The 19,955-nt window shown below is 42.4% G+C and carries 18 protein-coding genes; 14 read left to right on the top strand and 4 right to left on the bottom strand.

Annotation, left to right across the window (positions count from 1 at the left end; genetic code table 11):
* Window positions 1-50 precede the first annotated feature (50 nt).
* From NST25_RS21735 to NST25_RS21690, 10 genes are all read left to right on the top strand, one after another.
* Window positions 51-827: an RNA ligase family protein gene (locus tag NST25_RS21735; RefSeq protein WP_076184157.1), complete on the top strand. Its 777-nt coding sequence runs from the start codon at window positions 51-53 to the stop codon at window positions 825-827.
* Between the two features lie 407 nt (window positions 828-1,234).
* Complete coding sequence (locus tag NST25_RS21730; RefSeq protein WP_340392455.1) at window positions 1,235-2,011, top strand: ABC transporter ATP-binding protein; 777 nt, start codon at window positions 1,235-1,237, stop codon at window positions 2,009-2,011.
* 43 nt (window positions 2,012-2,054) lie between these two features.
* Window positions 2,055-3,065 (top strand): aliphatic sulfonate ABC transporter substrate-binding protein, encoded by a 1,011-nt coding sequence (locus NST25_RS21725; RefSeq protein WP_076129472.1) that lies wholly within the window; start codon window positions 2,055-2,057, stop codon window positions 3,063-3,065.
* Window positions 3,066-3,102: 37 nt separating this feature from the next.
* Complete coding sequence (locus tag NST25_RS21720) at window positions 3,103-3,954, top strand: ABC transporter permease (protein WP_076129473.1); 852 nt, start codon at window positions 3,103-3,105, stop codon at window positions 3,952-3,954.
* The gene (locus tag NST25_RS21715; RefSeq protein ID WP_076129474.1) at window positions 3,951-4,763 is read left to right on the top strand and encodes an ABC transporter permease; all 813 of its coding nucleotides are present in this window, start codon (window positions 3,951-3,953) and stop codon (window positions 4,761-4,763) included. The genes NST25_RS21720 and NST25_RS21715 overlap by 4 nt, the downstream gene beginning before the upstream one ends.
* Before the next feature lie 31 nt (window positions 4,764-4,794).
* Entirely contained in the window at window positions 4,795-6,153 is a 1,359-nt protein-coding gene (locus tag NST25_RS21710; protein WP_076098651.1) for an LLM class flavin-dependent oxidoreductase, read from the top strand.
* A 308-nt stretch (window positions 6,154-6,461) separates the two neighbouring features.
* Window positions 6,462-6,620 (top strand): hypothetical protein, encoded by a 159-nt coding sequence (locus NST25_RS21705; protein WP_175618933.1) that lies wholly within the window; start codon window positions 6,462-6,464, stop codon window positions 6,618-6,620.
* A gap of 3 nt (window positions 6,621-6,623) precedes the next feature.
* Window positions 6,624-6,992, top strand: coding sequence for a type II toxin-antitoxin system PemK/MazF family toxin (locus NST25_RS21700; RefSeq protein WP_076129476.1), 369 nt, complete (start codon window positions 6,624-6,626; stop codon window positions 6,990-6,992).
* 111 nt (window positions 6,993-7,103) lie between these two features.
* A complete protein-coding gene (locus NST25_RS21695; RefSeq protein WP_175618934.1) occupies window positions 7,104-7,457 on the top strand; it encodes a cyclic-phosphate processing receiver domain-containing protein in 354 nt (117 codons plus the stop codon).
* 61 nt (window positions 7,458-7,518) lie between these two features.
* Window positions 7,519-7,809 (top strand): MazG nucleotide pyrophosphohydrolase domain-containing protein, encoded by a 291-nt coding sequence (locus NST25_RS21690; RefSeq protein ID WP_036676004.1) that lies wholly within the window; start codon window positions 7,519-7,521, stop codon window positions 7,807-7,809.
* Between the two features lie 78 nt (window positions 7,810-7,887).
* Here NST25_RS21690 and NST25_RS21685 read toward each other — a convergent pair whose 3' ends face one another.
* A complete protein-coding gene (locus NST25_RS21685) occupies window positions 7,888-8,637 on the bottom strand; it encodes an SDR family oxidoreductase (RefSeq protein WP_340392453.1) in 750 nt (249 codons plus the stop codon).
* 164 nt (window positions 8,638-8,801) lie between these two features.
* On the opposite strand from NST25_RS21685, the gene NST25_RS21680 reads away from it, so the two are divergent.
* From NST25_RS21680 to NST25_RS21665, 4 genes are all read left to right on the top strand, one after another.
* Entirely contained in the window at window positions 8,802-9,719 is a 918-nt protein-coding gene (locus NST25_RS21680) for a LysR family transcriptional regulator (protein ID WP_076134485.1), read from the top strand.
* Between the two features lie 117 nt (window positions 9,720-9,836).
* Window positions 9,837-16,340 carry a phosphodiester glycosidase family protein gene (locus NST25_RS21675; RefSeq protein WP_340392451.1) on the top strand — a complete coding sequence of 2,168 codons (6,504 nt, stop codon included), beginning with the start codon at window positions 9,837-9,839 and terminating at the stop codon, window positions 16,338-16,340.
* Window positions 16,341-17,347: 1,007 nt separating this feature from the next.
* Window positions 17,348-18,007, top strand: a complete 660-nt coding sequence (locus tag NST25_RS21670; protein ID WP_036676012.1) for a helix-turn-helix transcriptional regulator — start codon at window positions 17,348-17,350, stop codon at window positions 18,005-18,007.
* Window positions 18,008-18,129: 122 nt separating this feature from the next.
* Window positions 18,130-18,438 carry a hypothetical protein gene (locus NST25_RS21665; RefSeq protein ID WP_036676014.1) on the top strand — a complete coding sequence of 103 codons (309 nt, stop codon included), beginning with the start codon at window positions 18,130-18,132 and terminating at the stop codon, window positions 18,436-18,438.
* Between the two features lie 181 nt (window positions 18,439-18,619).
* Here the strand turns inward: NST25_RS21665 and sda are convergent, their stop codons facing one another.
* From sda to NST25_RS21650, 3 genes are all read right to left on the bottom strand, one after another.
* Window positions 18,620-18,793, bottom strand: coding sequence for a sporulation histidine kinase inhibitor Sda (gene sda / locus NST25_RS21660; protein ID WP_081393959.1), 174 nt, complete (start codon window positions 18,791-18,793; stop codon window positions 18,620-18,622).
* 220 nt (window positions 18,794-19,013) lie between these two features.
* On the bottom strand, window positions 19,014-19,349 hold the full coding sequence (locus NST25_RS21655) for a LytTR family DNA-binding domain-containing protein (RefSeq protein WP_036676016.1): 336 nt from the start codon (window positions 19,347-19,349) through the stop codon (window positions 19,014-19,016).
* A 21-nt stretch (window positions 19,350-19,370) separates the two neighbouring features.
* Window positions 19,371-19,490, bottom strand: a complete 120-nt coding sequence (locus tag NST25_RS21650; protein ID WP_139329854.1) for a cyclic lactone autoinducer peptide — start codon at window positions 19,488-19,490, stop codon at window positions 19,371-19,373.
* Between the last annotated feature and the right edge of the window lie 465 nt (window positions 19,491-19,955).

Raw genomic sequence — 19,955 nt, 5'->3', positions numbered from 1 at the left:
TATAAGAACAAGAGTCATATAAAGTGAATTTGAAAGTGGGAGAATAGTTTATGGATTTAAAGAAAATTAATTCTTTAACAAAGTACCCAAGCATTCTTACATATCATCAATTAGGTGAACGAGGTCGGTTAAATGATGTTTTAACGGAGTCAAGAGGCTTCGCAGAATTAGACGATGTTTTTGTTTACGAAAAAGTAGATGGTGAAAATTCAAGGATCATTTTATTAAAAAATGATAATAACGAAGTTGATTATCTAATTGGTTCCAGAGAAGAATTGTTATATGCAAAAGGAGATAGAATCGGTAATCCTTATGGGAACATTGCGGAATTTCTTAAGCCGTTAGCAGAAAAAGTAATTGCAGATATCCTTCTTGAGGGTGACTGGGCATTAACCGTAATTTATCAGGAATCTTATGGAGGGAAAACTAAAGCATCCAAGAACTATTCTGACAGAAAAACTCAAGGGTATCGTGTATTTGATGTGTTCTCCTTGAATAAGGATGAATTATATAGACTTCTTGAGTTATCGCAGGAGAAAATTGCGATGTGGCGTGATCACGGAAATCAACCATTTTATGATGAAATTGAGAAGAAGAGATTTATTGAAAGTATTGATTTGCAGTCTGCACCACTTCTTGAAACCATAAAGGGTTCCGAGTTTCCAACTTCTCTTGAGAGTACATATTCTTATTTAAAAAGATTCGAAAACACGCAAGTAGGCATCGACGCATCAGGCAAATCAGAAGGAATCATTGTTAGAACAACGGATCGTAAACAAATTAGAAAAATACGGTTTGAAGATTATGAAAGAACGTTTAGAAAGTAATAGCTGGAATTATTATCAATGCTGATATTTTCAGAATTTAGCATAAGGTTCCTTAAGAGATGGCGGTTGTGAACAGCCCTCAAAATACTGCTTATTCATTGGTCCAAAACCAATAAATATGCGGTATTTTTTTGTGCAGTTTTGAACTCCAATTAGATAAATCCCTATCGACTATAACTAATACCATGTCCTTGCCATTCGCAAAACCTCCCCACTTCACAAAACATACACCCATTTGGCAAATAATGTTTGACATGTGAGGAATGTCACTGATAAGATGATGTAAATTAAACCTAGTTGAATAATCGGATAAGGTTCTTCAGAGGATTTCATTATTTTTTTACTCTGAATACCTATTAAATACATAAGTATAGTTTAGTTTAAATTTATCGGAAAGGGTGAATGGAGTGTCGGAGGAAACACTGGTTATCGAACATTTGAATAAAGTATTCGCCGCGCCTGCAGGTGATGTTATCGCATTAAGCAATATTCAGCTGAAGGTGAAAAAAGGCGAGTTGATTACGATTATAGGTCCCAGCGGCTGCGGAAAAAGTACCTTGCTAAAAATTGTGGCAGGATTGGATACGAGCTATAGCGGCACGGTTCTACTGAATGGCAAACAGATCGACGGTCCGAGTATTGAGAAGGGATTTATTTTTCAAGAACCAAGACTTTTTCCGTGGTTGACGGTGGAGCATAATATTGCAGCAAATTTATCGCTTAAAAATCCAGAGGTTCGCAAAAAAGTAGATGAATTGATTGAACTTGTACGATTAAAGGGTTTTGAGAAATCCTATCCACGTGAGCTGTCAGGCGGGATGGCCCAACGAGTATCTATTGCTAGGGCGTTACTCCGTAATCCGGATGTATTATTGCTCGATGAACCTTTTGGCGCACTAGACGCTTTTACTAGATCACATCTGCAAGAGGTACTTCTTGATATTTGGCAGAGCAATAAGACGACTATGTTATTTGTGACTCATGATCTGGATGAAGCTGTATTCCTGGGTGAGCGGGTAGTCATTATGAATCCCCGACCTGGGCATATTCGCAATATTCTTCCCATTGATTTACCGTTTCCGCGAAAAAGATCCAGTACTTCATTCCAAGAATTACGTCGAATGGTTCTGAGTGAGTTTGAGAAAGTAGAAGAACCGGCAATCGATGTTGGAGCTGGTATCTAGATAAAGAGAGTCCATTTTTTTATAAAAAGGGGAGAAATGATCCATGAAATTATTTCGTAATTCACTACTTCTTATGTTTGTTTTGACTGTATTTGCAACAGGCTGCGCTTCGAATGAAAAGAGTGCGGGAAAGAACGACGCCAACAAATATGAAGGTGTGACCATTAAGATTGGCGTGCAGGGCAGCGGGGGGATGTTTGGTAAAGCCCGTGAGGAAAAATGGTATGAGCAAGAATTTGATAAGCTGGGCGTAAAAGTAGAATGGACGGAATTTCAAAGTGGACCCCCAATGACAGAGGCGATCGCTTCTAATAAGTTGGACATAGCGACTCTTGGTAACATGCCGGTGATCGCAGCCCAAGCTGCGGGTATTCCTATTAAGATTATCTCACAAGTATTAGAAGGTACGAATAACGTTGCTCTTCTTGTACCTGGTAGTAGTACTGCTCAGAAACTGGAGGATCTGAAAGGCAAGAAGATAGCTGTTACAAAAGGCAGCAATGCTTACAACTTCCTTTATCGCGGTATTGAGGAATCAGGTCTTAAAGAAGCAGATTTTGAGATTATCCAGCTACAGCCTGATGAAGCACAACCTGCATTTGAAACCGGTGGCGTTGATGCATGGGCTACATGGGATCCGTATATTACTCTTAACGCATTGACCGGTAAAGGGAAGGTTTTGACGGATGGTGAGCAATTGGGTGTCTTATCTCCTTCTTTTGTGATCTCCCGTTCAGCGTTCGCAGAGAAATATCCAGAACTAGTTACGCTTTATTTAAAAGTAACCAACAAAGCTATAGCTTGGGAGACAGATAATCGCGCTGAAGCGACTGAAAGATATGCAGCTGAGCGGAACATTCCGGCAGCGGTAATCGAAGGTACGTTTGAACGTTCCCAGATGATCAACATTCCAATTAGCGATGCTGTTGTTGAAGAATTGCAGAAGACTGCCGATTTTCAATTTAATATTAAGAACATCCGTAAAGAGATTGAAGTTTCTAAAATAACAGACAATCAATATATTGAAGCAGCACTGAAGGAACCTTTGAAGTAACGGATGAAACCACAGATGTAGAAAAGAGGTTGTTTACATGCAATTCAGTGCTGAAAAAGCTGTGATCTCGCCACTAATTCATAAGAAGAATCCAGTAAAGAAGCGCGGACTTTCCATCCAAACGACGAATGTATTGCTTGGACTTATCTTACCAATTGCTTTACTCCTGATTTGGGAGATAGCCGGAGCGATGGGAAAGTTAAATCCTATATTGCTGCCAAGGCCAAGTGAAATATGGCGGGAACTGGTTAGCTTGACCGCGTCCGGTGAGCTGGCGAAACATTTAGGCATATCTGCTTGGCGGGCACTGCTTGGTTTCTTAATAGGGGGAGGGCTTGGCTTAGCGGCGGGTTTGTGGGTAGGCTTCTCATACAAAACAGAACGTTTGCTGGATCCGTCGCTGCAAATGCTGCGCACGCTGCCCCATTTAGCAATCGCTCCACTTTTTATTTTGTGGTTCGGATTCGGTGAAACCTCAAAAATATTGTTGATTGCCAAAGGTTCATTTTTCCCATTATACGTGAACACATTTCTAGGAATCCGTTCGGTGGACAACAAGTTGTTTGATGTTGGGAGAGTACTGCAATTCAGTAAATGGCAGATGGTGAGTAAGTTAATTATTCCAGCCTCACTGCCCAACATCTTTTTAGGTATCCGTTTGTCTGTGGGCATAGCTTGGCTTGGACTTGTCGTAGCGGAGATGATGGGCTCTAGCTCAGGTGTTGGCTATCTAATCAATGACGCGCGATCGTTTTCTTTGACCACAGTGGTATTTGTTGGGATCATCGTGTTTGCTGTAGTAGGTAAACTGTCAGATTCATTAGTGAAGCTGTTGGAATCGAGATTGCTAAGATGGCAGGACAGTTATAGGGGAGATAAAGGATCATGAGCAATCACCTATCCAGTAATAAAATAGAGCGTCACGACGATGGTTTAAGCTGGATTCCAAAAAAACTGCATGGTTGGATTGTACCTCTAGCTCTAGTGGTGATTTGGGAAGTGGCAGCTGCGCTCCATCTAGTCTCTGCGACGACATTGCCTGCTCCATCTACCATTATTGCGCAGTTCTTTTCTTTAATAGCTAGCGGTGAGCTGTTTCGACATCTGGGGATTAGCGCCTATCGGGCAGGGCTTGGCTTTTTATTGGGATCTGCTACTGGACTGCTGCTTGGCTTATCTACAGGACTTGGGAAGTTGGTAGAGCGTACACTGGATCCATCTTTACAGATGCTTCGGACGATTCCATTACTTGCCCTTATTCCGTTATTCATTTTGTGGTTTGGTGTAGGTGAATTTTCTAAAATACTAATGATTTCATTAGGTGCTTTTTTTCCAGTTTATCTGAACACTTTCCTAGGAATTCGTAATGTTGATATCAAGCTTGTTGAAGTATCCCGTATTTTCCAATATACAAGATGGCAGTTGCTTAGCAAAATGATTATTCCGGCTGCAATGCCTAATATTCTACTTGGTATTCGCTTATCACTTGGTGCATCGTGGCTTGTACTCGTCGTAGCGGAGATGATGGGTACAAGTGCGGGGATAGGCTATATGATTCAGGATGCCAGAGCTTATTCGCAAACAGATATAGTATTCGTTGGAATTTCAATCTTTGCAGTGATAGGAAAACTTTCGGATTCCGCAATTCGATTGCTGGAGAGAAGATGGCTGCATTGGCGTGATACATTCAAAGGTTAACGAACTCTAGAATTCGAAAGGCAGGGTCATTATGGGAACCAGAAAAGATCAGCTACATTTAGGTGCATTTATTTATTATTCAGGACATCATCATTATGGCTGGCGTCATCCGGAATCGGGAGCGGATAAGATCTTCAATTATAAATTTTATCGCGAATTGGCAAAAACCGCCGAGCGTGGGAAGTTCGATATGATGTTTTTGGCGGATTTGTTGTATGTGATGGGTGCGGATCAAGCAGCTTCGGGTATGCTGGACCCATTGACGCTGTTGTCAGCCCTTTCGACAGAAACAGAAAAACTCGGATTAACGGCTACCGTATCGACCACGTATAACGAACCTTATAATGTGGCTCGCAAATTTGCTTCTTTAGATCATATTAGTGAAGGCCGAGCGGGTTGGAATATTGTTACCTCCCAGCTTGATGTGGAAGCTTATAACTATGGGAAGCCGGAGCATCCAGAGCACGGACTTCGGTATAAAATGGCACGTGAATTTGTTGAGGTGGCAACGCTTCTCTGGGACAGCTGGGAGGATGACTCTTTAATCGTCAACCGCGAAGAGGGACAATTTGCTGACGCGAAGAAGATCAAAGAAGTGGAATACAAAGGGGAGTGGTATTCTACAAAAGGAACCCTCAATGTTCCTCGCTCACCTCAAGGGTATCCTGTACTTATTCAAGCCGGATCTTCTGGTCCAGGACAAGATTTTGCAGCTAGTTTTGGAGAGGTGATCTTTACGGCACAGCAGTCGCTTGAAGCGGCTAAGGCCTTCTATGAAAGCGTCAATTCCAAATTAGCAGATTATGGCCGTGAACGTGGTAGCTTAAAAATTATGCCGGGCTTGTCTCCGATCATTGGAGCGACCGAAGAGGAAGCCCAAAGTAAATATAAAGAACTGCAGGAGTTGATTCCTCCTGCCGCTGTTGTTGGTATGTTGTCTGGCATGTTGAGGTTTGACCTGTCCGAATACCCAGTAGATGGACAGCTGCCTGAGATTCCTGATCCAGTAGAAGCATCAAATGGAATGAAAAGCCGGGTTCAGCTGATTATGGATATGGCTCGTAAGGACAAATTATCGATATTAGAATTAGGCCGCCGTTTGCTTGGTGCACGCGGACATATGCAGTTTGTTGGAACCTATGAACAATTGGCAGATTTAATGCAATTGTGGTTCGAAGAGTACGGCTGCGATGGATTTAATATTATGCCACCAGTACTGCCGGGCAACTTGGATGAATTTGTGGATCATGTTGTGCCCATCTTGCAAGCACGCGGCTTGTTCCGCACTGAGTATACGGGGAGTACCCTTCGTGAACATCTAGGATTGGAGCGTCCGGATATTCGTCATTTTCAGAATCGTAGAGTGGCTGAAATAGGGGCTGGTAAATAAGGTTGGATTCACTCCTTTATCGGTTTTTGAAGAACCAATAGAGGAGTGTTTTTGTTATAATAGAATAATCTGAATAGTAAAAAATCATTCTATAAATGCCACATTTTAAATGTCTACCGCCCTACAATAAGGTTTATATATGGTAAATATTGTGATAGACTTAAATAGTATTAGAGCACAACTACAGTGTTTGCAGCTGCATTGGTATACTGGTCTAAACCATACCAAAGACGGATATGCTTAAACCAAGCAATAAAATGCTTGGGAGGTGTCATTCTAAAATGTGTGAGAAGGAGGAGGAAAATGGTATGAGTCTTGTACAAAAGAAAAAAAATATCCCTAACTCATTGTCTGAACATCCTAACTTCAAATCGAAAGTACCGCGTTTGAATGTAGTTGATGGAAAGGCTAAAATTGACTCTGATAACCGTCTCCAACAAAAATGGTTTGAGGAATTTAAGAAGTAATAGATGAATCTAAAAGCCGGGCAAGTTTTTTGGTATGAAGTAGATTATCCAAAAACAGGAGAAACCGAAATAAGACCAGTCGCAATAGTGGAAATTATTGATGGATTACCAATTTTTGTTGTTTTCGTTGCATTGACCCACTCTAAAATAAAAGATTTTGAAGGAAAGTATGATAAGTGGAAAATTCCATTATTTAAAGGAAGAGACTGCGGATTAGGGGAAAGTTCATTTGCAAAAGTGAATTGCGTAGCCCAAGCGGAGGCCTCCTCCTTTAATTCATCTGATTACATCGGTCAACTAAACCCAATCGATTTAAAGAACGTTAAGAAAAAATTAATGGAATTCCTCGATTCAGGGGATGGATTTTGGTAAATTATACATAATTTTTTGAAGAACACTTCTTCAACGAAGTGTTTTTTTGTACCATAAAGCTGGAGGATACTGTTCACTAGATAAGGACGTCATGAAGAAATGAGGTTCGATATGATAAATGTTTATCTTGATGACTTACGAGACTGTCCAGAAGGGTTTACCTTGGCAAGAACATTTGAAGACGCTGTTAAACTTTTCGAAAATAATGAAGTGAACATCCTTACGCTTGATCATGATTTAGGTGAAGACGCCGAGGGAATTGAACTAAAGAACGGGTATGATTTTGTGAAATACTTTTGTGAGCATGGTTTAAGGGCGAATAAGATTTATCATCATACGGATAATCCTGTAGGCAGAAGGAATATGTACGAGACCTTATTGGCAGCTCAACGCAGAGGTTTTATAAAGAAGGATATAGAAATTTACTATTATCCCATAACAGTCAATAAGTATAGTGGAGATTGATGGGACTAAGAGATGTGTTAATCTTTACATAACTTTATACCAAAAAGCGAGGCGTAAGGAAATGAATGCAGCAGAGTTTCAACAGTATGTTAAGGAGTTCAGTGAAATCAAAGGGTTTGATACCAGCACCATTGAGCAGAGAATGCTGTACTTAATGACTGAGGTTGGGGAGTTGTCCAAAGAGGTTTTGTCGGTATCTTTTCATCCAGATGCGGAGCGGAAAGAAAACTTGGGATACGAGATGTACGATGTGGTGTGGAATATTTTTGATCTGGCCAATAAACTTGGTATTGATCTGGAGCAGGCGTTTAAACGTAAGCTGGAGATTAATGAACAGAGGACTTGGGAGTAGGGTGTATCTATTGAATACTTTTAAAAAAATCCAAGGACCTCCCTCGAGGGAAGCCTTGGATTTTTTTCACCCTAAACTTTATTTAAATGAAGCATAACCTTCATCAGCCATTACAACACTACCGTTAATTGCACTAGCTTCTGGTAAGGAGAGCAAGTATACAGTGTCTGCAACTTGTTCAGGTAATGTTAGTTTGTTACCCATTACTTTGCTCTTCATTTGGTCAACCATTCCTTGATCTTTATATCCTTGGATAATTGGCGTATCTACAGCGCCTGGAGCAACGGCAAGCACGCGGATGCCATGAACCGAAAGTTCAAGTGCTGCGGATTTAGTCATCATAATGACCGCACCTTTGGAAGCGTGATATGCGAATGTACCTGGGGAAGCTAGGAATCCAAATACAGAAGCTGTATTGATGATCACACCTTTGATGCCGAGCTCACGCATTTTTTTACCAGCAGCGATAATCCCATGGGCTACACCATGCTGATTGACATTAATGACACTGTGATAATCCTTAAGGTCTTGGTCTAGTACAGGAGTGACGCGGCCGATTCCGGCATTGTTGAACATAACGTCAATTCTTCCATAAGTATCTACAGTTTTTTGAACCAGCGCTTCGACATCTTCATATTTGGAAACATCTGTTTTGACGAAAATTGCTTCGCCACCATCTTTAATAATTTGTGCTACCGTTTCTTCACCTAATTGTTGATTGAAATCGGCAACGACAACTTGATCACCTTTACTTGCAAATTTAATGGCGGTTTGTTTCCCGATTCCACTGGCTCCACCTGTTATTACGGCTACTCTTTTGTCTGTCATTTGAGTTTCCTCCTCAAGAAATATAGTTATACTAGAAATGAAAGTTGATATAGTAAAAATGGTTACTTACTAACTTATTTACATTGTAACACTTGTCTAAATTAATTAAAATTTAAGTAAATTTAATAGTTATTAAGTAAAGATTAACTTAAGGGGTGATTCAAATGAATTTGGAGCAATGCGAGAATATTGTAGAAGTCGCAAAGATTGGTTCTTTAACCAAAGCAGCTCAGAATCGTCATATCACTCTATCCGCAATGAGTCAGTCCATTACCATGCTGGAGGCTGAGCTGGGAGTTACTTTGTTCATCCGTTCGCGCGGGCAAAAGGCGGTTCCCACAGCAGAAGGAAATGCCATTATTAGCAAAGCAAATGAAGTCCTGATGAAAGTAAATGAATTAAAAGAAGAAGCACAGATTTACAGCGATACGTTAAGTGGTCATTTGAAAATTGCTACGATACCTGGACCCATGCATCTGATGGTGAAGGTAATCTCCAGTTTTAAGGCAGATTTTCCAAATGTGAAAATAGAGATTTTTGAAAAAGGACCCAAAGAAATTCTGGATAATGTACTTCAGGATGAAATGGACATTGGACTTATGGTCTCACCGGAGGGAATGCCTGACACATATAAGGGGGTTAAGTTTGAAAGGTTAATGGAAGGAAAGATTGTAGTGGGTGTACATCCACACTCACCGCTAGCCCTGAATTCAATCCTTACACCGGATCAGTTAGTGGGGCAGACGTTGGTTTTATACGATGATCCTTACATTAAGGACTATGTAGAGCGATATTTATCTGGCTATGGGCCGATCAATTTGCTTTTTGTAAGTAACAACACACGGGCGATTGAGAATGCAGTTGCAGAAGGACTGGCCATCACAATTGGTCTGGATTATTCGTTTCTTAAAATATCAGAGATGACTTCTGCCTTCATGAAAACCATCGAGTTACGATCACCAGATACCCGTGCGAAATATTCAGGAGCTATTGTCTCTGCTTCAAAACAGACCTCCCAGACCGCCCGAAGATTTATCAACAGGCTAAAGCATGAATTTGATGAAATGATTAGACGAAGTTAACAGTATGCCTTGGTAAATTTTATCTAACCTTTACGCTTCCTAGTTAATATTAACCCTATGATGTTGTCCAAGCTCAGATCGATATTAGGACAGCCAAGTGGGGAGGATGTCAACACAGTGAGAAGGTATCTAAGGCAAATTAATGTTGTTGTTATCTTTGTTTTGTTGATTTCGTTGTTACAACCGGGGGCAATTGTTCGCGCTTCCATCTCTGATTTACCAGCAACAGACTACGGAACCGTTATTGATGTTCGCCAAACAGAGCTTGCACCTGGGGCGATGTATACCTGGATGGATCTCCAGAATGAACGTGGTTTACAAAAGATACATGCAGTGGAGTTCAACCCGCAACAAGGAAATTTGGAGCTGCGGGCAGGTAAGAAGGATGGAAAGGTATACGGTATGAAGGGCATTACAGAAATGGCCACGTATGCGGATTCACCTGGAAACCGAGTGATCGCAGGGATTAACGGTGATTTTTATGAAATCTCCGGTTTTGCTACGGGTGTTCCTAATGGGTTATTTATGGATGAGGGTGTAATCCTGAACAGTTCGATTTCAGCTTTTACTTTCGGTTTAAAAGAAGATGGCAGCTCGATTTATGGGGTGCCGAAGCTGACCAAAAACGTAACGATTAATGGAAAAACAACCAATCTGACCAGCATCAACCGTTATCGAAATACGAATGAGCTGGTTCTTTATACGGAAGATTATAATACAACTACAAAGTCAACCAATGAGGGTGACGAGGTTGTTCTAGATATTGTCGAGGGAGAAGTGAAAAGCGGCCAGACCTTGAAGCTGAAGGTATCTGAAATCCGCAACAATCAAGGCAATACGCCGCTTTCCCAAGGAAAAGTGGTTTTATCTGCCCAGGGTACGTCCCGTGCTGTTCTGCAAAGGTTATCTGTTGGCGATAACGTTACTGCCAGCTTTGCGCTCAGCGGAGAATGGAATGATGTGAAGGTAGCTATTGGCGGCGAGGGGCCGCTGGTAAAAGACGGAGTAGTTCAACAAGGTGTAGGGCCTTTAGGCATTCATCCGCGGACAGCCATTGGGACAAAAGCGGATGGAAGTCTCGTTTTATTCGAAGTGGATGGAAGATCTCCAGGTTTTAGTGAGGGCGTAGATACCGATGAGCTTGGCAACATTCTGAAGGATATGGGCGTAGTGAACGCCATGAATCTGGATGGTGGCGGTTCTTCTACTTTTGTGGCCAGAATGCCGGGTACATCTGGTGTCCGAATGATGAATCAGGGCTCAGATGGTTACGAGCGTAAAACCGGTAACGGTTTATTGCTTGTCAATACAGCCCCTGAGCAACCTTCGGCTTCTAAGCTGGTTGTGCAGCCGAATACGGAACGTATTTTGCAAGGCTCCAGCTTTATATTCAAAGCGGCAGGAGTGGACGAGAACGGCCATCCGGCGCCTTATTCGGGTACGCTGAATTGGCAGGTGGACGCTAACCTTGGTACTGTCGATGCGAACGGAGTCTTCACCGGAGGAATCACTGCCGGCACAGGAACTGTAATTGTAGAGGCTGGGGCAGTCAAAGGCAGTGCTGAAATTGAGGTTGTAGATAAGCTTACAGAGCTTAGGTTTCCTGATGAGATCAAAACTTATTCTTCAGGTGCTGCTGCACAATTAACTGTGAAGGCGCTACGTAATGGACAAGTGATTCAAGCTGACAACCCTAGCTTCGAATGGCGGGTTGAGGGCGAGATCGGAACCGTGGACGAGAAGGGTCTGTTTCAGGCGACGAGTGAGAACGGGAAAAACGGAAAGATTTATGCTAAATACAGGGACGTTGAGACCTCTTTTGAAGTAAATGTGGGGTTACCGCCTGTAATGCTGGAGGATTTTGAGAATGGCATTGATAAATATATAGCCTCTAGTGCAGCAGCTAACAGCGTGGCGATTCAGGAAGTGTCGGATCTGGATTTTGTCCGCAACGGGGACAAAGCCTTGAAGCTGGAATATGATTTTGTTAATAAAACAGGCACATCTGGTGCTTATTTAGCCGCAAGCTCAACCGCCAATCGGATTCAGATTCCGGGGTATCCTGAAAAGATCAGTATGTGGATCTACGGAGATGGCAAAAAGCACTGGCTGCGGGGACAGATTCGGGATGGCAATAATGCGGCAGTGCCTGTGGATTTTACTGATCAGGTAAATGGTGTGAACTGGACGGGGTGGAAATACGTCGAAGTATCCGTTCCTAAGGGGAAAACCACCCCGTTAACGATGGATATGCCTGTCCGCTATATGGAGACAAGCAATCTTAATAAGAGTGCGGGAGCTATTTACGTTGATGATATTCGTGCCATTTATGGCCCGCTAGAGGAGGACAGAACACCTCCTATTCTTAAAGATGCATATCCCGGCGTGAACGAAATTGTCAAAACAGCTACACCGACCCTTTCCGTCAATGGTGAGGATGATGGTTATGATCCAGTGGTGCATCCGGGAACGACCTTAATCGATCCTGACAAAACACGAGTATATGTGGACGATCAATTAGTGGAGCATGGCTTTTATCCTCCAAAAGGTCAGATCACTTATAAACCAAAGGTTCCACTGACAGAAGGCCGTCATAAAGTAAAAGTTGCCATTCGCGATTTAAGCGGTAACCAGACGATAAAAGAATGGTATTTTACAGTAAATTTGGGCTCTCCGTTCTATGTGTACCAAACACCAGAAGTAGTATATGCCGGCAACACTTACACTTTGGACGTAACGGCAGAGAAAGCGAGCAAGCTGCAGGAAGGAAATCTTACGTTTGCTTTTAATCCGGCTGCAGTTAAAGATTTGCAGGTAATTCGGGGGAATATGTTATCAGAAACACAAGTGGAGTCCATCATTGATCCGGTATTGGGCACTGTGCGTCTTAACTTAACGAATATCAATTCTTCCAATCTGGGAGATACGGATCTCATCGGGCAAATTCAATATACAGTTCGAAATGATTTTGTGGGTCCCTACACTCAGGAGCAGTTGGCTGGAGATATTAGCAAAGCTTTTGTAATTGAAAATACATCCGGATCGGTAACTTCTACAGAGGGTACTGGGGTTCCTATTTCTTTTATTGGAGCAGCTGTTGAATCTGTTGTGAAGACACAGTTGATGCTCACTTGGAACCATTATGATCTTGCGAAGGGCTTTGATGCATCTTTTGCGGTAAAAGATCTGAATGGAAGTGTCGTTGAAGGAGCAAAGCTGCTGTTCGATGGAGTGGAGGTACAAGGTGTTGCTTCAGGGGCAAGTGGAACACTAACTACTGACTTTGTCACTTCAGCAGAAGGAATTTTTAAATTGCAGGCGGTAAAAGGAAATACCTATAGTCCTGTAATGACGTTCAAGGTTGCTCCATATGACGCTACTGCAGCTCCGCGTAATGTTAATGTTACGATGGGCCAAGATGCAGCAACTTCTCGCCAGTTCACTTGGCAGACAGAACCGTTGACCATGGATACTGTAGTAGAACTTGTGAAAAAAGCGGAGTTTACAAGCTTTCAAGCTGCGAATGTAATAAAAATTACCGGCAGCAGTTCAATTTACAACACCAACAATGACGGAACGATGCGAGTTCATAAAGCGGAGGCCACTGCGCTTACCCCCGGAACGGAATATGTATATCGTGTGGGTGATGGCGAGTCAAATGTAAGTGAGCAAGGAGCTTTTGTTACAAGTGGTGGTGAGGACACTTCTACAAAATTCCTGTTTATCGGAGATTCCCAAGCAGATTCTAAGGCTGGTTTTGGTCTTTGGGGAGATACGATTGAAGCGGCTTACGCGTATATGCCGGATGCGGAAATGCTGGTTCATGCTGGAGATATGGTGGATAAGGGCTTTGAACAAGAGCAGTGGAACTGGTGGTTTGATGCAGCTCAAAAGCAGCTGATGAATACCACACTTGTTCCGATTATCGGGAACCATGAAGTGATGGGAACCAATGGAGATGGGGATTATCTGGCGCAATTCAATAACCCGCAAAACGGTGCGGCGAGCGTAAAAGGTACGAATTATTCTTTTGATATTAAGGATACGCACTTTGTGGTTATGAATACAGAGCATTCAGGTAGTCCGTTCACTGAACAGGCCGAGTGGTTGGATCAGGATCTTTCCGATACAGATAAAAAGTGGAAGGTGATTTTTTTCCATCAAGGACCGTACGGCAGCATCTATTCGAATGAGCAGGTACAAGCGAAGTGGGTTCCGGTCTTTGATAAGCACAACGTAGATTTGGTGATGAACGGTCATGATCATATCTATTTGCGAACTTTTCCAATGAAGGATGGTAAACAGGTTGCAGAAGACGAAGGCACTCGGTATGTTATCGGCGGTTCCTCGGGTCCTAAGTTCTATGCGCTGACACCACGTTTTTGGCAGGAAAAAATATATGACGAAGATGAGCAAATCTATACGGCTGTTGAGATTGAGAAGAACGAGATTACGGTTACCGCAAGAACAGTAGACGGGGTTGAGATTGACCGTTTAGTGATCGGCAAATTGGTTCCGGAATCCATTACGCTGGATCAAACTGCTGTAGAGCTTGAGCCTGGGGCTAGCCTGCAATTGCAAGCTAAGGTGGGGCCGGATGAGGCTAATCATCTGACAAAGCTTTGGACCATCGTTCCTGATACGGCAGAATCAGTTGTTACTGTAAATGAATATGGCTTGGTTACAGCATTGAAGCCAGGGACAGCTAAGATAAGAGTCACAGTGGCAGGTTACCCGAATATTTTTGCCGAAAGTACGATAACTGTAGATGCGCTGCAAGCAATTAAGCTTCAGGGAAAGAGACAGCTTAAACCGGAAGAAGTCGACCAATCTGTAACAGAAGCTGTCTACGCATCTGGAAAACGTACCGCAATATTAGATGGACTTCATTATTCCAGCTCGAATGAGCATATTGCTACGATCAATGAACAGGGTTTAGTTCAGGCTCATCAGAAAGGGTCCACTGTGATTTCAGTAACCTATAGGGAGTTCGCCTCGGAGTATAACCTTGTCGTAACAAATGATGAAGCACCTATTCTTACAGAAATAACGATGGATGGGCCGGATTCGCTGGAACAAGGAAGTAAAGGCTCCGTTGTTGTTCAGGCGGTATACAGTGACGGCAGCAAGCAAGAGTTGTTCGAGGGAGTAATCTTTGATACATCCGATCATTCCATTGCAATGATTAGTGAGGCTGGAGAACTTCATGCTTTGAGTGCTGGTACAACAAAAGTCAGCGCTGTTTATAACGGTTTGAGCACTGAATATATTCTGATAGTGACTGAGGGCTCGCCGGGTACGACACCAAGCCCAGAGCCAACACCAAGCGCAGAGCCGACACCAACACCGACACCAACGCCGACACCGACACCAACACCAACACCAACACCAACACCAACACCAAGTCCAGAGCCAACATCAACGCCGGGTGCTTGGGTGCCGGGACCTGCGGTGACACCAACGCCAACCGCTACACCAACTCCGTCGGCATCAGCACAAACGGGCGTAGTCACCATAACGGCTTCTCAACTGTCAGAGAGCAAGAATGCTCAAGGTGAAGTTGTGGTTTCTGTTAATGGGGCGATTACGGAATTACTTTTGCCAGGCAATGCAGCAGAGCTGCTTGGACACGCACCGCTTAGAGTGGTTATGCAGGATTTATCCGTTACGATTCCTGCTACAGTACTGGCAGAACTAAGTAAGCTAATCTCAGCTGAGGCTCTTGCCAAGAGTACGATTTCGCTATGGCTGAAACCTGTAGCTGATAATACAGCAGTGGACCTGTTGACTCGTGCAAGTGCACTTGCGGGTGCACAATTGCGGGCGAAAAGTGATCTACGGGAATGGTCGCTTAGCATATTCACACAAAATGATCAGTCCTTCTCGTTAAGACAGTTTGCAGAGCCGATTATGATTTCATATAAGGTCGGTGCAGATGTAGATCGAAGCTTATTAGGTATTTATTTTATCGAAGACGTGGGTAAATTAGAGTATATGAGCAGTACATGGACGAATGGTTATCTATCTGCTGCCGTCAGTCATTTTAGTAAATACATTGTTTTAGAAGTTGATAAAACATTCAAAGATTTGAAGTCCGATCACTGGGCTTACCTTGCTGTGAAGCAGCTTGCGGTAAAACAGCTTGTACAGGGTGTAGCTGCGGACCGATTTGATCCGAACCGTGCGGTTACACGGGCGGAGTTCACAGCGATGTTAGTTCGTGCGCTTGGCTTGAAAGGTCAAGCGGAACCTGGTTTCGCTGATGTAACTGCAGATAAATGGTATGCAGAAGCAGTAGGGTTAGCCAAACAAGCAGGAGTGATTAACGGCCAGACTGCTTCACAGTTTGAACCGGAGGCGAAGATTTCCCGCCAGGAGATGGCTGCAATGCTGGCTCGTGCATATGCTTACGCGAAGAGTAATGTATCTGTAGCTAGCCGTAACATTTCGGCACTTAACGATATTGGTTATGCTCCACAGTGGGCTCAAGAGGCAATCAGCGAAGTGTACAGACTTGGTCTGATGCAAGGACGGGCTGAAGGACAATTTGCACCGAACCAAAACGGAACACGTGCTGAAAGTGCACAGATGATCCTCAACCTGCTGAGTGTTATGGAGTAATGATTGTGGCCAGTCTCAGGTTGATGGGGACTGGCTGTTTTTTTTGATAATTCGATTAGTTGGATATGTGCAGGGTACGCACGCATGTACACAGAGGGGGAAAGCGAATTAAAAGTAAAACAGGTGGTGAGACACAAAGGATTGGAGAAGGGAAAATGGAGAACGGAAAGTTAAGGCACGCTCGCTGAGGCAGGCTAAAGTACGTTTGCTGAGGTACGCTAAAGCTAAAGTACGCTCGCTGAGGCAGGCTAAAGTACGCTCGCTGAGGAACGGCTAAAGCTAAAGTACGCCAACAGCGATGCACACTTGGTAAGTTCGGCTCGGGTGAGCTCCGTTTATCAAGAAAGTTTGTTTTAACAGATAGCCTCGATGGTTTGGGATCGTAACGGACTGTATTGCCGCTATTTTAAGTTTTTGGTCCATATTTCCAACTTTTCGGACTCCATAGCTCTTATTGTCATACTTTTGCCCGGAATCGTAATATATTTTAATGAATAGCTGCATCTGAGTCCGATAGATGAGCAGAATGGCTGAAATCAGCTTAATAAGGTCTCCTCGGTCCGATGAGGTAGAATTGAGTGAGCAAGGTGAGCCAAGTGGAGCTAGGTGAGTCAGGTGAGTCAGGTGAGCTAGGTGAGCTAGTTGAGTAAGGTGAGTAAGGTGAGTAAGATGAGTAATATGAGCTTAGGTGAGCTAGGTGAGTATAGTGAGTGAGGCGTGCAAGTTGAGCTAGTTAAGTAAAGTTAGTAAAGTGAGCAGAAAGCGGAAGGTAAGACCAAGAAGATGGATGGGGCTTAAGCAGAAAGTAAAACTGAGGCGAGTAACGAGCATATTCCAAATCCTTACAGACGAGCGCTGAGTCTTTTTCCGGTATTTTGTAAAGATAGGGTTATATTGGGCGTGGAATACTGGGAATTACTCTTCAGAGGCAAGTAAAAACAAGGAATAATTGTTATTAGCCAACACAAATTGTTATGTTGTGTTATGATAGTAGGGAGGTGACTCCCATGAATGATTTTGAGAACTATCCCGATGAGCTGGGTAATTTCATTCGGCACATCAGAAAGACGAGAGGGTTAACCTTAAGAGGACTGGAAGAAAAGAGCGGTATAAGTTACTCACAGCTTAGCAAAATCGAACGTGGAGAGAGCATTCCGCTTAAAGACAATCTGGACAAGATCATTGAAGCGCTTGGAACGGATCTGAAGAATCGGATGTACCATTTGGCAGATTATATGCCAGATATTGAATATATCAAGACCTTGAAGCAAGGATATGAGCTGCCACAGCTCAAACAGTCTCAAGATTACATCTACGAGACAGCCTTTAACAAGCTTAAGGAATTCAGAGCGAAGGAAGGGAAAGAAACATCGTACGTTTCCTTTGATTCGAATGAAGTTATAGTTTACGAAACGGAATATGGGGCAGGAATGGTAATAGAGAAGATTGAGAAATACAATCTGACCGATGTCCTGAACGATAAGTTTGAGGGTAACCTCGACTCCTTAAGAAAGAGCCCCCGTAAAGGGCGTCAAGCCTTTCTATTTGGCGAGTGGCTACGGGAGTGCGTTTATGAACTGAAGGAAGAGGAACAGGATCAGGTCATACAAGCACTTAAAGAATTTACTCAGTTTAAAGTACAACAAATAAAGGGTGCTTATAAATAATGTATGCCTTTTGCTAATGATCTCAAAAATGAATGAATGTTGCCCTTTCTTGCAGCCATCTATTCATCTTGATCCATAAACTAACAACTAAAAATGGTTTGACAGAAAAGGGGATATTAATAATGAAAATTAACATGAAGTTTACCAGCAAGGGCAAAGTCGCTATAGAAAATTTTAATAACGAGGAATTGCTGGAGATCTTCGCACGTTACATCAAGACATTATCCAAAAAGTATGACATCGAAGTTGATGTTCCTCTTGAAGCGAATCAAAACATTGTTGGTGATGGTGCGGTAATCGCAACTGCAAAAAATGTGAAATGTGATGTTGAAACTTTCTTTAAAGAATTGGGCAGAGATATTAAAGTTCCCTTGAAGAAAAGACTCGGCGGCAAATTGGAAAATGTTTTCAAAACAGAAATTACAGAATAGAGCATTATTTTTATCTCAGATTAACCATCATATGTGCATATAAAAAAGGTAGGGCCGCGGAGGCTCTACCTTTTTTATGTTAATGTAGTTGACTTAAGGCGACCTAAGGAGTTTATTGTTGGTTGAAGCTGAAGAAAAATGTGTACCATGCGTCAGTGTGAATTTAATGGGGAAGGGGATGTTATATACTTTCAGAATCTATGAGATTTCTACTTCTCATGATCTCTTTAATAATTTCAATGAAATCCGGTAACGCATGGGCATCAACCGCTAGCTCATAGATTCTTAGTAAATCCTCGTCAGATATAGATTCCAGAGATGAGGGCCGTGGAGAGGGATGAAAATAGTAATTCATTATGATCCTCCATCATTAATTGTTTTTATTATAGGTTTATCTATATGGTATCATTTGGAATAGGATCCGTCTCCTGTCATTCATCCTACGAATTTATCTTTACATTTGAGGATTATTATGGCATAATGTGCGATTTTGAGGAAATTGCTAAAAAGTTTCAATTTTTAATAAAATAATCCCGGCATGCGTGAACATGCCGGGATTATTAAAAAACTGAATTTTATTCTGACGGTTTTTTCTTTTGTGAAGCAAGATACTTCTTAAGGCGAGGTTCATTGGATTCCGAAACAGTAGTGAACTGCGTACCTTGATTAAAGCATACAATCTTCCGCCCGGGATCATAGCCTTCTATGTTGTTGATATTGACGACATTGCTGCGGTCAAGGCGTTCGAATCCCTTACCCTCATACGCTACGGAAAGATCGGAAAGCGTGGTGGGGAGAATAAATTCGCCTTCTTTCGTATGGACGAATATTGTATTTTTATAATTCGAGAAATACAATATATCTTCCTCTAGAATATCACTAGAGGAACCGTCTTTCTGTAAGACACGCATCTTTTCCCCATCCTTGTTTAATTACTTGCGCAGTTCTTTTGGAATTTCAGGGCTGTAAGCTGCTGGTTTTAGAATTTTTGTAAAAACTTGAGCAGAAGTACCCAGTAGGTTAGAAGCATAACGAGCTAAGGTTTTTTTCATCTGATTGACCTCCTTTGTAATGGGATTATAACTGTAAAGGATTGAACTAAAAATGCCAATCCAATGACAGACGAATGGATCCAAAAATTCAAAGAAACCAGAATTATGGAAATGATCTTTAAACCCAAATACCATTCTTTGGGGATTTGAGCATTAGCATCAGGATTCGGAGCACATAAGATCATTACAAGTAAAGAAAAAAGATTAATCCAAATCAAATGGTTATGTATTAGATAGGTAATATGAGGGATAAGTGAACAGATAAAGATAGATACAATATTGCAGGCTCTTGCGGATTTTAAATGCACACCACCAGATGACATTCTTAGGAGTATGAAGCTGAATAAGGCTAAGAATGTTTCCTTAAGCTGTCCAGTGAGCCCGCCAATGCATAACGAAGTCATAATAATTAATAAAGTATTCATAATAATGCTAAGGGCATAATGCATGATTTCAATAGAATGC

Source organism: Paenibacillus sp. FSL E2-0190, assembly GCF_037992965.1.
In the GTDB taxonomy this organism is placed as follows: domain Bacteria; phylum Bacillota; class Bacilli; order Paenibacillales; family Paenibacillaceae; genus Paenibacillus_AQ; species Paenibacillus_AQ odorifer.
This window is presented reverse-complemented; position numbering and strand designations above follow the sequence as displayed.

What these genes read in the sequence shown, in the direction of transcription:
- NST25_RS21705 (WP_175618933.1), top strand. Translation starts at nt 6,462, where the DNA reads ATGAGTCTTGTACAAAAGAAAAAAAATATCCCTAACTCATTGTCTGAA.
- NST25_RS21700 (WP_076129476.1), top strand. Translation starts at nt 6,624, where the DNA reads ATGAATCTAAAAGCCGGGCAAGTTTTTTGGTATGAAGTAGATTATCCA.
- NST25_RS21690 (WP_036676004.1), top strand. Translation starts at nt 7,519, where the DNA reads ATGAATGCAGCAGAGTTTCAACAGTATGTTAAGGAGTTCAGTGAAATC.
- NST25_RS21695 (WP_175618934.1), top strand. Translation starts at nt 7,104, where the DNA reads ATGATAAATGTTTATCTTGATGACTTACGAGACTGTCCAGAAGGGTTT.
- NST25_RS21735 (WP_076184157.1), top strand. Translation starts at nt 51, where the DNA reads ATGGATTTAAAGAAAATTAATTCTTTAACAAAGTACCCAAGCATTCTT.
- NST25_RS21720 (WP_076129473.1), top strand. Translation starts at nt 3,103, where the DNA reads ATGCAATTCAGTGCTGAAAAAGCTGTGATCTCGCCACTAATTCATAAG.
- NST25_RS21665 (WP_036676014.1), top strand. Translation starts at nt 18,130, where the DNA reads ATGAAAATTAACATGAAGTTTACCAGCAAGGGCAAAGTCGCTATAGAA.
- NST25_RS21650 (WP_139329854.1), bottom strand. Translation starts at nt 19,490, where the DNA reads ATGAAAAAAACCTTAGCTCGTTATGCTTCTAACCTACTGGGTACTTCT.
- NST25_RS21670 (WP_036676012.1), top strand. Translation starts at nt 17,348, where the DNA reads ATGAATGATTTTGAGAACTATCCCGATGAGCTGGGTAATTTCATTCGG.
- NST25_RS21655 (WP_036676016.1), bottom strand. Translation starts at nt 19,349, where the DNA reads ATGCGTGTCTTACAGAAAGACGGTTCCTCTAGTGATATTCTAGAGGAA.
- NST25_RS21715 (WP_076129474.1), top strand. Translation starts at nt 3,951, where the DNA reads ATGAGCAATCACCTATCCAGTAATAAAATAGAGCGTCACGACGATGGT.
- NST25_RS21680 (WP_076134485.1), top strand. Translation starts at nt 8,802, where the DNA reads ATGAATTTGGAGCAATGCGAGAATATTGTAGAAGTCGCAAAGATTGGT.
- NST25_RS21710 (WP_076098651.1), top strand. Translation starts at nt 4,795, where the DNA reads ATGGGAACCAGAAAAGATCAGCTACATTTAGGTGCATTTATTTATTAT.
- NST25_RS21685 (WP_340392453.1), bottom strand. Translation starts at nt 8,637, where the DNA reads ATGACAGACAAAAGAGTAGCCGTAATAACAGGTGGAGCCAGTGGAATC.
- NST25_RS21725 (WP_076129472.1), top strand. Translation starts at nt 2,055, where the DNA reads ATGAAATTATTTCGTAATTCACTACTTCTTATGTTTGTTTTGACTGTA.
- sda (WP_081393959.1), bottom strand. Translation starts at nt 18,793, where the DNA reads ATGAATTACTATTTTCATCCCTCTCCACGGCCCTCATCTCTGGAATCT.